The sequence below is a fragment of the Veillonella sp. genome, from assembly GCF_018364065.1.
GTDB lineage: Bacteria > Bacillota > Negativicutes > Veillonellales > Veillonellaceae > Veillonella_A.
Genome location: NZ_JAGZMO010000001.1, coordinates 51,474 through 65,403 on the forward strand (window position 1 = coordinate 51,474; position 13,930 = coordinate 65,403).

Annotated in this window: 8 protein-coding genes; all 8 read left to right on the forward strand. The window is 40.7% G+C overall.

Features of this window, described 5'->3' with window-relative positions:
- Nucleotide 1 precedes the first annotated feature (1 nt).
- The gene (locus tag KHZ77_RS00220) at nucleotides 2–253 is read left to right on the forward strand and encodes a HypC/HybG/HupF family hydrogenase formation chaperone (RefSeq protein WP_295194482.1); all 252 of its coding nucleotides are present in this window, start codon (nucleotides 2–4) and stop codon (nucleotides 251–253) included.
- Nucleotides 213–1,331 carry a hydrogenase formation protein HypD gene (gene hypD, locus KHZ77_RS00225; RefSeq protein WP_295194484.1) on the forward strand — a complete coding sequence of 373 codons (1,119 nt, stop codon included), beginning with the start codon at nucleotides 213–215 and terminating at the stop codon, nucleotides 1,329–1,331. The genes KHZ77_RS00220 and hypD overlap by 41 nt, the downstream gene beginning before the upstream one ends.
- Before the next feature lie 195 nt (nucleotides 1,332–1,526).
- Complete coding sequence (gene hypE / locus KHZ77_RS00230; protein ID WP_295194485.1) at nucleotides 1,527–2,537, forward strand: hydrogenase expression/formation protein HypE; 1,011 nt, start codon at nucleotides 1,527–1,529, stop codon at nucleotides 2,535–2,537.
- A gap of 835 nt (nucleotides 2,538–3,372) precedes the next feature.
- Nucleotides 3,373–6,195, forward strand: coding sequence for a YadA-like family protein (locus KHZ77_RS00235; protein ID WP_295194487.1), 2,823 nt, complete (start codon nucleotides 3,373–3,375; stop codon nucleotides 6,193–6,195).
- 757 nt (nucleotides 6,196–6,952) lie between these two features.
- Nucleotides 6,953–10,096, forward strand: coding sequence for a YadA-like family protein (locus KHZ77_RS00240; protein WP_295194489.1), 3,144 nt, complete (start codon nucleotides 6,953–6,955; stop codon nucleotides 10,094–10,096).
- Nucleotides 10,097–10,314: 218 nt separating this feature from the next.
- Nucleotides 10,315–11,034, forward strand: coding sequence for a TVP38/TMEM64 family protein (locus KHZ77_RS00245; protein WP_295194491.1), 720 nt, complete (start codon nucleotides 10,315–10,317; stop codon nucleotides 11,032–11,034).
- Nucleotides 11,035–11,537: 503 nt separating this feature from the next.
- Complete coding sequence (locus KHZ77_RS00250; RefSeq protein WP_295194492.1) at nucleotides 11,538–12,743, forward strand: PLP-dependent aminotransferase family protein; 1,206 nt, start codon at nucleotides 11,538–11,540, stop codon at nucleotides 12,741–12,743.
- A gap of 257 nt (nucleotides 12,744–13,000) precedes the next feature.
- Nucleotides 13,001–13,828: an Mrp/NBP35 family ATP-binding protein gene (locus tag KHZ77_RS00255; protein ID WP_295194494.1), complete on the forward strand. Its 828-nt coding sequence runs from the start codon at nucleotides 13,001–13,003 to the stop codon at nucleotides 13,826–13,828.
- The last annotated feature ends 102 nt before the right edge of the window (nucleotides 13,829–13,930 follow it).

Here is a 13,930-nt window from a genome sequence, read left to right on the forward strand (position 1 = left end):
TATGTGTTTAGCAGTGCCTGCACAGTTGGTGGCAGTGAACGATTTTATCGGAACTATTGAACTTACCGGTGTAACGCGTGATGTAAATCTTATGCTTGTGCCGGAAGCAAAAGTGGGAGACTATGTACTCGTACACGCAGGTTGTGCCGTACAGGTCGTTGATGAAGAGGAAGCTAAGGCTACCATGGAAGCGTTTAAGGAGCTGGAAGAACTTGAACAAGATTACTTTAGAGGAAAAATCGCGGATCGCTAAAGAACTGCTTGCTGATATTAATGAATTACATACACCGGGAGAAACCGTGCGCCTCATGGAAGTGTGCGGTACTCATACGGTAGCTATTTTTCGTGAGGGACTTCGCCAGGTCTTGCCGGAAGGCATTGAACTGGTAAGCGGTCCTGGCTGTCCTGTGTGCGTGACAGACCAGATTTATATGGATAAAGCCTTGGCCTATGCCGCCATGGATAATGTGATTGTGGCCACCTTCGGCGATATGCTGAAAGTGCCCGGTACAAACAGCAATCTGTGGGAAGCTAAAGGACAGGGTGCTCATATTCATATTATTTACAGCCCGCTGGAAATTATTGAACTGGGCAAAGCCAATCCGGATAAGCAGATCGTATTTTTGGCTATCGGCTTTGAAACGACCATTGCTGTCATTGCAGCCGCTGTAAAAGCAGTGTCTATGAGCGGTGTGAAGAACGTGTTCTTCCTTGTATCTCATAAGTTGGTACCGCCTGCACTTCGCGTGTTGGCGAACCGTGAAGTAGGACGTTTGGATGGATTCATTTTACCGGGCCACGTTAGCGTAATTATTGGTGAAGAACCGTATCGCTTCTTGGCTACGGAATGTCATATGCCATCCTGTATCGCCGGCTTTGACGGCCTAGAAATCCTGGCCGCTGTGCGCAATATTTTAGAACAACGCAAAACAGGAAACTATTACGTAGGTAATCAGTACAAGTCTGTAGTGGCTAAGAAGGGGAATCCGGTAGCGCAAAAGCTTATGGAAGAACTTTACGAAGTGATCGACGATACATGGCGCGGCATCGGCACCATTCCGGGATCCGGGCTTCGCTTGAAAGACAAGTACGCCTTGTTTGATGCGGAACAGGTGATTCCGTTAGACTCTATTGAAAGCGGCGGTGCACCTAAAGGCTGCCAATGCGGCCGCGTGCTTCAAGGACTGATTCGCCCTGATGAATGCGCCTTATTCGGCAATCTCTGCACACCGGACCACGCTGTGGGCGCGTGCATGGTGTCCGTGGAGGGCAGTTGCTCCGCATGGTACAAATACGGCCATGCCAGCGGTGGACAAACCTGGGAAGAGTAAGCTGTGAACGGTTGTTGTTACAATTAAGCTACGAAAAGCTATTAATTTAATCAAGCTAAGAGCAGCTATTAATTTAATTGCGCTAAGAGCAGCTATTAATTTAATTGAGCTTCGGATGATTATTATTCTAAGCTAGTTTTATGTAAGCGGTACATACTTTGAAATAGTACATATCCTGAAAATGAGGAGTCCGTAATGGAAGAAACAATACGTTTAGTACATGGTAATGGGGGTCGTTTCAGTCACGAGTTGATGGAACGATACATTATGCCCCATTTTAAAAATGACACATTGGCTAAGTTACACGACGGTGCGCAATTCGCCGTACCTGCCGGGCGCATGGCCTTTACCACAGATTCGTATGTAGTAACGCCAAAGTTCTTTCCGGGAGGAAATATCGGTAAGCTTGCTGTGTGCGGTACAGTCAACGATTTAGCTATGAACGGTGCTAAACCATTGTATCTGAGCTGCGGCCTTATTTTAGAAGAAGGCTTATCCTTAAATACGCTTAATACCGTATTGGCAACTATGGGGGCTATGGCGAAGGAAGCAGGCGTAACCATCGTAACCGGTGACACGAAGGTCGTGGAGAAAGGGGCCGTTGACGGACTCTACATTAATACGGCCGGCGTGGGCATCATTCCTGAAGGCGTTACTATCGATACGGCGCGTGTTAAGCCCGGCATGAAAATTATTCTGTCCGGATCCTTGGGCGACCATGCTATTGCCGTAATGGGCAGTCGTTACCAACTGGCCTTACCGGAATCCATTAAAACGGACTGTGCGCCACTAAATCATATGGTATCCGCCGTATTGGATGAGGTGGGCGATAAAGTGGCTGTTATGCGCGACCCGACACGTGGCGGTTTGGCGACCACATTGTATGAAATTGCCGAACAGGCGCAAGTAGGTATGCGCGTAGACGAAGTTACCTTACCAATTCACGAAGAAGTAAAATCCGTATGCAGTATCTTAGGCTACGATCCATTGTACTTGGCTAACGAAGGCAAAGCCGTGTTCATCGTAGCTGCGGAAGCTGCTGATAAAGTATTGGAAATCCTTAAAAAATTCGACCAAGGCCGAGAAGCAGCGTGCATCGGTGAAGTCCTTTCTACCAACGTAGGCAAAGTTGGACTTAAGACAGCCGTGGGCGGCGTACGACTCTTGGATCAGCTGGGTGAGGACCAAGTGCCTCGGATTTGTTAATAAAATAGTGTTAAGAAAAAGCTCCTGAATAAGGAGCTTTTTTTTATTAAAAATTTTTGTACTTATTTTTTGCAAGGTCATAGACATATGTTTATGACCTTTATTTTTTAACTCAAAAATATTTAACATTTTGTGTGAATTTTATAAAATCATACGTTTTTGATAGAAAATAGGTTATTTGCCTTGAAAAAATCACTGTAAAAATAAACATGAAATTAGTATGAAGAAAATTTTGTACAATTTAAAGAGTATTCGTATCGTGGAATTAAAAGGAATGAGAAACTCCAAAAAAAACATTAAAAAAAGTGATAACCTGTGAAATAACTATATTTTGAAAGCAGTTAATAAAATGCAAAGTTTAAAAAGTTGATATTGGATTGGAGAAAAATCCTCTTTGAGCATTATAAATGATGATTTTATCATGAAGCCTGCTTGAGAGTGTTTTATTAGGGGATAAAATAAAATTTATTTTAAATGATTACTAAAAATCAAAGTGACGTATAATGATGATTAATTAAATCTATGAATTTATCATGAAGTACAACTACATATTATGAAAGTAGTTGATAAAGTTGACTTAAGTAATTGAAAGGTCTAGTATTAATAATGATGAATGCATGAAGTGTTTATCAAAAAATAAGAAAAAGGTCTAATAAAGTTAAAATCATATCAAGGGAGGACTGATGGATTTCTTGTATATGTTTTTCCATAGTTTTTAAAAGCAAGTATGAGTGGAAGATTAATTTCTTAACGGTGTTATTTAATGGAGTTCAGTTAGTAATTTATACTAAACTACACGAATTTAGTATTGGTAAGGTAAAAAGGAGTCATTAATATGAAAGTATCAAAACAAATGAAACTAGCAACAAAATTGACATTGGCAGCATTAGTAGGTGCTACATCTCTAAGCATGTATACCGCAGATGCATCCGGCTTGACAGGATCCTATGTAGGGATTGGTAAAGCACCTGAGTCTAAAAATGTTGTCGATAAAGGGTCAGAAGTTACGTCTACAGAAACAAAAATCATTGATTATCGTCAAACTTATAATTCGGCTAGCAAAAGTAATATGTCGAGAACGCCAAAAAATAATAATGCTAACGGCGAAGGCGTAGACGGTGTTTCCTCCGGTAATGATATTGATGGTGCCGGTACAGGTAATACAGCTATCGGCTTTGGTACGTATGCAGCTCGTGGCTATAGTACTGCCATTGGTACCTATGCCAGTGCGATTACTAACTCTACAGCCGTAGGTGCCGGTTCTTATGCGGCCAGCAAGAGTGTTTCCTTTGGCCAAAACGCCTATGCCAATACAAATGGGCTTTCCATTGGCCTTGGTGCTCGTTCCTCTCAAGGTCTAGCTATCGGGCAAGGTGCTACGGCAGGATTGTTCTATAAATATTTACAAAATGATGGTGTACAAAATTACAGTGTGATTAATGATAGTATGGCCATAGGCAATAATGCTACGGCAATTGGTGGTATCGCTATTGGGAAGAATGCAAAAACTAACAGCTTATATGGTGTAGCATTAGGCCAAAGTTCTTCTGTTGCATATAGCGGTACAGCATTAGGTACTAATGCTAAGGTTTATGTTTCTCAGGGGGTTGCTTTAGGACCTAATTCCGTATCAAATCGGTACTCTAATACGATTGGCTATGTGCCATTTGCTGATGATGGTGGCAGTTATGTGCCAAAAGATATCTCCGGATTGGCAACAGCTATTGGAGCCAGTGACAGCTTGAAGGCTTTTAATACTAAATATGCTAATCAAATTACTGAATATAATACGCTAAATCAAAATCTTGCTGCGGCTCAAGCAAAGTATGCTGAACAAGATGAAATCTTAAGAACTACAAAAGGCAGTACTGATGCGACCGAACAGGCCAAATATACGCAAGCGTTAACAGACAAAGAAACTTTCTACGCTGAAGCTGTTGCGGCAACTAAAGCATTAAATGAATGGGTTGCTCAAAATCAAGTTTTTGCGACAGATTTAGGAAATCAAAAAACTGAACTCGGTACTATTAAATCCACCGCGGGTGCAGTTAGTGTGGGCTCCACTGAATATGATGGTGATGGTCGAGTAAGCTATGTTCTAACTCGTCAAATTACCAACGTCGCAGCCGGTACTGAAGATACCGATGCAGTCAACGTTGCTCAGTTGAAACGTGTAGCAAATGCTACTATTTCTGATATTACTGTAGGTGCTGACAAAGCAAGAACAGCTGATGGTTTGGCTATCACCAGCGACGCTGATCAGAGCCGTATTGATATCGTAGGTGTTAATACTAATATCACAACTGCAGTTGATGCAGACAATCGTTTGATTCAGGTTGGTTTAAGTAACAATTTGGATTTATCTTCCACAGGCAGTATTACTTTTGGTACCAATGGCACAACATTAAATAACAGTGGCTTAACGATTGCAGCACCTGCAGATGGCTCCACTTCAGCTATCTCTATTCAAGCCGGCAATGTAGATATGGGTGGCAACGTAGTTAAAAATGTCGGCAACGGCAGTGTTGTTGAAGGTTCTACTGATGCTGTTAACGGTGGTCAGTTATATGACGTTCAAAAACAAATTACTGATATTACCGGTGAAAACGGTAGCTTGTCTCAAAAAGCCAATACCAACTTGGATAACCTTACTGAAGCAGGTACAAAGGTAATTACCGATGCTGCTAAAGGTGCTGTTACCGTTAAGAGTGGTGATGACTTCATCAAAGTTGGCTTAAATGATGAACAAAAAGCTAATGGTGTTAACCAATATGATGTATCCTTAGATAAAGATGCGTTACGTGATGCATTAGGCACAGGTACTAATACAGCAGGTGATAAGAATCTCATTACCGGTGATACTTTGAACCAGGCAATTAATTCAGTTGTAACCGGCCAAGCCAGTGACGGTCATATTAAAGATGTAGCTCAGAAATCTGTTAAAGTTGTTGACGGTGTTAACACTACTGTTGCAGAAGGTACAGACGGAGATGCTAAAACATATGCGGTAAATGTTTCCGATGAAGCTATTAAAAACGCTGTTAAACCTGAATTGGATCAGAAAGCAAATATTGATGGCTCTAACTTAAGTACTGAAAATATCAATAACTGGAAAAATACATTAGGTGTTACGAATGTAGACCAAAGTGTTACTGAAGTTACTAACCGTGTAGATTCTTTGGAAACTAATGTATCCAACTTAAATGATAGTGTAAGCAACTTAAACGGCCGCGTAAACAGTTTGAATGATCGTGTAGATAAAGTGGGTGCCGGCGCTGCTGCATTGGCAGGTTTACATCCATTGGAATTCAATCCACAAGATAAATTCTCTGCTGCAGCTTCTTTAGGTAGCTACAAAGGCGATTCCGCTGCCGCTATCGGTGCGTTCTATCGTCCAAACGCTGATACTATGTTCAGCGTAGCCAGCACACTTGGTGATGAAACCATGTTTAACGTAGGTGTATCCTTGAAATTCGGTCAAAAAGGCGATGCTATTTACAGAAACGCTACGGCTGTTGATGTAAGCGGTCTACAAAACGAAGTATCCAACCTTAAAGCTCAAAATAAAGGATTGGCTGATACAGTAGCTCAACAGCAATCTGAATTAGAACAACAACGTGCATTAATTCAGCAGTTGATGGCTAAAGTAGGCATGTAATAATTAGATATTAATAACTAAAAGTTAGTAATTAAATATCAACTCTAACATATTAATATTTAAACGAAAAGCACTTACCAATTTGGTAAGTGCTTTTTTGATTTTGAAGAATGAGTTCGTATTTTAAATTATAGGCGAGTAAAATCACTCTTTGTTGTTTTAGGGTAAAATATTGTCCAAAAATCTATAGTCATTGCTAATAAAGTCATGAATTTGAAAAGAATACTTCATTAATTAGAATTTTTGATTTCAAAATGCTTTATGAAAATACGATTAAATCAATACTCTTTTTGTCATTTATTGAAATAAAAGATAATAGTTATAAAAATATTGCATAATTACAAAAGCGTATGATATTATTTACAAGTAAGATGAAAAAATGATGTAATTCTATAAACTGTACTCATGTATAAAAAATAGTGAATTATATAATTAGCTTCTATAAAATTGTGTACTATTGATTAAATAAAATATAATTTTTCTTGTATAAAAGCATAAAATAATAATGTTTTAGCACTAATTTTCTATAAAATATTCATAAATTTAATCTGATAAAAGTACAAGTATATATTCAAGTTGAATTTAAGAAGTATAAAAATAATAATCTATTAATTAATAAATGAACTGAGTTATTTCTGAAATAAATATGAGGGGTTGTTGTCTTATTTGTTTTGTTCGTTGATTAATATGAGTGCGTCTGCATTACATTACATGTTTTCAGATGTGTTATGAGGTTAAGTGAGAGGATGTAAAAACGATGAAACAAAAAAGACAATTAGCGTTGGCAGTATCTTTGGCGTTATTAGGTGGTACGTCTTTAGTAAATCAGACAGCGGCTGCTGATGTAGCGACGCCTTCAAAAACGAATGAACTTCAGGCCGGCAACTATGTATATGTTACTAATAATATCAATATAGGTACTACTGGTGATGGATCGTCCGGTTCTGTTGATAATGCTAAACAAACTTATACGGTAAAAGTAGGTTATACAGAGGAGAATCCTGCTACAACTGATTCGTTGGCTATAAACGTACCAGATGATGACAATAAAGTTACCGGCGCTATGGCTACCGGTTATGGAGCAACGGCTAGCGGTTTATTGGCCAATGCAAATGGCGTTAAATCCTTCGCCTATGGTAATGCATCATTGGCATTAGGTACAGAAGCTCAAAGTTACAGTTCAAGCTCTATTGCTATCGGTACTGATGCACATGCCGGTAAAACCGCCGGTAGCGATTCCAGTAGTGGAGATGCTGCTATTGCCATTGGTTTGGGTTCTCGTGCTAACGAAAATTTAAGTATTGCCCTCGGCGGTAATGCACAATCCGAATCCATTTCCAGTACCGCTATCGGTGCTTTTGCACGTACCTATGGTATATCTTCGATTGCCTTAGGGGCGGCTGCCGAAGCACATGACATCAGTGATATTGCTATTGGTACCGGAAGTTATGTTGACAGTAGCCAAGGTCTTAAAATGTCTACGGGAAGTATGGCTATTGGTTATTTGGCAAAAACTACAGGTGGCCAGTCTGTAGCAGTGGGGAGTCAATCGTATGCTACAGGGGACTTAGCGGTAGCATTAGGTACCAATACCAGGGCTTCTAATGTTGGGGCTGTCGCAATTGGTGGAGCTGCAATTAGTACGAGTGCATGGGGCACTAACTCAGTTGGTCTTGGTAGTGGTGCTGGTGCTCGTGGCGATTATTCTACCGCTGTTGGCAGCACCGCATTGGGGATTGGTTATCAGAGTGTGGCCACAGGCTTTTCGGCAAAAGCTGTCGGTAACGGTGTAGCCATCGGTAGCAAAGCTCTCGTGGGAAGTACACGCAATAGCAATGCAGCGGCTATTGGCGGTATTGCCTTGGGCAGTGACTCTTTGGCACTTACATCGTATGGCGTTAAGGGGTATGATCCGCTAGCTAATGCACAAGTAGAAAATATGAGTGACGTCCTTTCCGGTGATACGTTAACTGACTATACAGACAATAAAGCAGCAGTCGACGACGCTAGAGCAGACCTTGAAGCGGCTGAAAAAGCTTATAAGAGTAATTATAGTACTTTTACCGATAAGGTTAAGAAAGTAGAAGCGGATACAACATTGTCCGATACCGAAAGAATAGCGGAACTTACTAAGTTATATAATGAAAGAGCCGATCTTGCAAAGAAATATAATGATGCATATACTGACTTGTTTATTGACGAAGATAATGATACGGAAGGTGTTTATACTTATCATGTAGCCGCCGGCACATGGGAAGCGACTGGTAGTGCCTTATCCATCGGTAACAGCGACCTCGGCCTTACCCGTCAAATTACCGGCGTAGCGGCAGGTACAGAGGACACAGATGCAGTTAACGTAGCGCAATTGAAACGTAGTCGTGTAACCCTGGTAGAAGGAAATAATGTTACACTTGAAAATGCCACTACCGACTCTTCAACAGGTATGGTATATAAAGTCAATGCACTTCGTACCGATGTAGCTGTAGATAATACGTTGAAATTGACTAAAGATACAAGTACTACAGCAACTAATGGAGTAACTACTTATACCGTTGGCTTAAGTGAAACTTTAACTAATACTATCAATAATGCAGCCGATAAAGGATTAACTAATATTTCTACAGACGGTAAAAATGTGGTTAAAAACTTAGCCAAAGAAGCTGTGGCTGTAACAGGAGCTAATGATTATGTTACAGTGGATCCGGATACGACATCTGATGTAAATAAAACTACTTACAAAGTAGGTCTTAACTTAGATAATCTTAAAGCCGGTTTAGCGGCCGGAGATAATGGGTTAGCTACAAAGGCTGACGTAACAGGTCTTAGTGAAACTGTACAAAATCAGATTAAGAGTTTAACAGATAATCAGCTGAAAGAGTCAGACGTAAAAGAGATTGCCAAAGACTCCATCCAAGTTGTAAATGGTGTAAATACAACGGTTACAGAAGGTGTTGGTGAGAATGGTGCTAAAACCTTTGCAGTTAATGTATCTGACGATACAATCAAAGGTGTAGTTCAACCGGAGCTTGATAAGAAGTTAAATGCAGACGGTTCTAATTTGAATGATACATTGGTAACTAAGCTAAAAGATCAATTGGGCGTGAACGATGCACAACAAGGTCTTAAAGATGTAAATAGCCGCATTGATGCAACCAACACCTTGGCTACTGAAGCACATGATCGTATTACTGAGACCAATAACCGTGTAGCTGATGTTGATACTAAAGTTAAGACCATTGATGGCAAAGTAACAACTATCGAAGGTAATGTAAGCAACTTAACTACGAATGTAAACAATATTTCCGCTAATGTAAGTACGTTGAATACGAATGTAGACACGCTTACTACCAATGTAAACACGTTGACCACAGATTTAGGAAATCTTACAAACGATGTGAATACACTTTCTGAAAACGTAGGTGCAATCGCAAGTGATGTGTCTTCTATCAACAACCGTGTTGGTAAGCTTGATCAACGTCTCGACAAGGTAGGGGCCTCTGCAGCGGCGTTGGCGGCGTTACATCCGCTTCAATTTGATGAGGAAGATAAGTTCACAGTATCTGCCGGTGTAGGTAATTACAAAGGCGAGCAGGCTATGGCTCTCGGTGCCTTCTTCCAGGCAAACGAAGACACCTTATTCAGTGTTGGTGGTACATTAGGTGACGAAAACATGGTAAACCTTGGCGTATCCTTACGTTTCGGTTCCAAAGGTGAAGGACAGCGTCCAAGCGGTCCGAAAGCCGTTCGTGCTCTTACTAATGAAGTGGAAAGCTTACAGGCTAAAAACGCAACACTTGAAAACACTGTAGCGAGCCAGCAGGATCGCTTAGCACAGCAGGAAGCTGAATTGGCGGCACAGCGTCAACTCATTGAGCAGTTAGTGGCTAAAGTGGGCCTATAATTCGATTTATAGTAAGCATTTTTAACACAAATATAAATAATATATAAACTTATTAGGTTTATGCCTATCTAAGTCTATAATGATAAAACCTTCTATGGTACAATATAGTGTACTGTAGAAGGTTTTTCTATAAGTTAATTAAACGCCAAGTGCGTAAATATAAGTTATATAGGATTATAGATTGTATAGATGTTATCTAGATAAGGATATATTAAACAATGAAAGCAGAAACTAAAGTTCGTGTGGCTGTAGGTATAATTACAGTCATTCTCTTAGCAAGTTTGGAATTTTTGAAGCCCGGCTTTTACAAGGAAATGTTTGAGCTCATCGGCACCGGCGATGTGCACCATATAGCAGCGGTGTTACAAAGTTACGGTCCTTGGGCGATTGTTATCAGCTTCGTGTTGGATGTAATCATTAACATTGCCGGCTTTTTACCGTCCATATTTTTCTCTACTGCCAACGGTCTGATCTTTGGCCTTGTACCGGGGATTATTATTTCCTGGTTAGCGGAAACCGTTGGTGTAATTATCAGCTTCTTGATTATGCGATATTTGCTCCGTGATACGGCGGCGAAGTTAATCGAGAAGAATAAGTTTCTTTTAAAAGTTGACGATTTCAGCAGCAAGAACGGCTTGGCTGTAATGCTTTTCGCCAGAACGATTCCCTATTTCCCGTCCGGGATTATTACCGCATTAGGCGCCATCAGCCGCATCAGCTTGCGTGACTATGCCATTGCCAATTTAATCGGTAAATTCCCGTCTACGGCCTTGGAAGTAGTGGTGGGCCATGATGCGGTAATGCTTCATCAGCATTTGGATCGACTTACTATCGTGGTGGTAGTGGCTACCATTGTATACGGCATTGCCTGGTACGTGTACAAGCAGTATATGAAAAAGCGCGAAGCTAAAAAAGCGGAAACGAATGTAGAAGAATAAACATATAACAGAATAAAAATTTAAAAGAACAGAAATATAAAAGAATAAGAATAGAAATATAAAAGAATATTAATGTAGAAGAATAGAATAGTGTTAAAGTTAAATGACTTATATTAGTATTCATCAAAGTTGCAGCAGTCACTTTGAAAGGCTAATATAAGTCTTTTTATTATATGAATTATTGCAGGAATCATATATAATAGGATTCATATAAGAAATACAGATGTACATATATAGCGGTATAACATATAGACGTATAAACAAATAAACGTATAAACAAAGAAACGTATAAATGAATAGACGTACATATAGAAATATATGTTTAGAAGTATGTGTACAGAAGTATGTGTATAGAAGTAAAAGAAGTGTAGGCGGCAATGGTACCCAATGTAAACAACAATTGGCACTCAATGTTTGGAACAAATGGCATTCAATGTAAGGGACAACTAGCCAAATAATTAATGTATTGGGAATCAATGCCGAAAGTAGAAAGGAAGATGTTTATGAAGTTCACGTATTCGTTACCGGAGAAGGCTATGTTGAAAGGGCCGAATTTTATCCGCGAGGTGTTTGAGCGCGGCGCGTCGATTCCGGGATTTATCAGTTTCGGTATCGGGAATCCCGCATCAGAAGCCATTCCTGTGGAAGCGATTCAAGAGGCTTTTGACCATGTGGTTCACAATAACCCGATTGAAATATTGCAATACGGCCCTATGACGGGGGATGCCCGCTTGCGTGAGCAGACTATAGAGCGTTTAACGACAGTGCGAAATATGCCTAGAGAAGGGCAGCAGTTATTGCTCTCCATCGGTGCGGGCCAGGATTTAGGACTTGTACCGCGTACGCTTTGCAATCCGGGCGACGAAGTTTACATGGATACGTATACCTTTACCAGTGCTATCGGCGCTGTGCGTAATATTGGCGCCGTTCCTGTAGCGGTAGGCGGGGATGAGTTCGGTATGAGCCCTGATGCGCTTCGTGAAGCGATTAAGAAGAGTCATGGCAAAGGTCGTTACATTTATTTGATTCCGAACTTCCAAAATCCAACAGGCCTTACAATGCCGTTAGAACGCCGTAAGGAAATTTACGAAGTGGCCTCTCAATATGGCCTCTTCATTTTCGAAGACGATCCGTATGGTGAAATCCGCTTTACTGAATCAGCTGTGCCGACATTTAAGTCTTTTGATACGGAAGACCGCGTTATCTACGCCGGTTCCTATTCGAAAACGCTATCCGCCGGTTTGCGTGTAGGCTATTTATACGGACCGGAACAGGTGATTGAAGCCATTCAACGTTTGAAAAACAGCTCGGACGGCCAGATGCCGCTCGTAACACAGCGCGTCATTTCCTATTTGTTGGAACACATCGACTACAATGCTCAAATCCGGAACGTATCCCGCATTTACAAAAACAAAGCGGATATTATGCTCGACACTTTCAGAGCGCATGGCAGCAAAGAGGTTTCGTTTATTGAACCTACGGGCGGTATGTTTATATGGATGACCATGCCTGATTTTGTAGATTGCGACGCCTTCTTCGAGCGCTGCATGGAACATAAAGTAGGGATTGTAAAAGGTGCAGCCTTTGCTACGGATGTGAGCCTTGTGTGTCAGTCCTTCCGATTGAGCTTTACATTCCCATCGGTGGAACAGATTAAAGAGGGCATGGAAATTGTAGGACGGCTATCAAAAGAGATAATTGGCAGATAGTGTAATATTTATTAAATTGGCATATTAATCAACAGATGGTTGCGATTATAGACAAAATGCATAGAAAAAACGAACGGAGTATACACTATTTGCATGATAGGCGCTTTTCGTTGAAATATATATGGTAATATGCTACACTGACCATAAGTATGACGGACTTTTTAATAGAATAGTGAGCCATACTTATAAATATATTTAACGTGTTTCTTTACGAGTAATACTTATATAAGTAATACTACTTGAAAGTAGGTGTAATTATGGGTTGTGGCAGTTCAGGTGGCTGCAGTGGTTGCAGTTCCGCATCTTCTTGCGGCGGAGCACAACAGGCGCCTCAAGATTTAACGGCGCAATTAAACGAGTTCAGCAGTGTTAAACACGTAATCGGCGTAGTGAGCGGCAAAGGCGGCGTAGGCAAGTCTTTGGTAACCAGCTTAATGGCGATTACAATGGCTCGTCGTGGTTTTAAAGTAGGTATTTTAGACGGTGATATTACAGGCCCATCCATTCCGAAAGTATTCGGCATTGACGGCAAAGCCGTAGCTGATGAATTGGGGATGCATCCAATTACGTCTGAAGGCGGCGTAGATGTAATGTCTGTAAACTTATTATTGGAAAACGCATCTGACCCTGTGTTATGGCGTGGTCCAATCGTAGGCAACGTAGTTAAACAATTTTATACAGATGTAATTTGGAAGGATATTGACTATTTATTCGTCGATATGCCGCCGGGAACAGGCGACGTGGCCATTACAGTATTCCAGTCGCTTCCACTTGACGGTATCATCGTTGTAACTTCGCCGCAGGACTTGGTATCCATGATCGTTGAAAAGGCTGTGAAAATGGCTGAATTAATGCAGATCCCGGTTATCGGCGTGGTAGAGAACTTCTCCTATTTCCACTGTCCTGATAATGGCAAGGATTATAAGATCTTTGGCGATAGTCATATTGATGAAGTGCTCAAGAAATATAACTTATTGTTGTTAGGACGTCTTCCAATCGATCCTAAAGTGGCAGAACTTTGCGACGCAGGGAAGTTGGAGCAAATTGAAAAGACGAACCTGGAATCGGTTGAGCTGCCTCAATAGTATGTACTTCATACATGAGTAGAATTCACTTAAAAATTCAAAGTTGAATTCAAAAGACTGCTAATCTTTTTGGGTTGAAAAGATTAACAGTCTTTTGTTTTT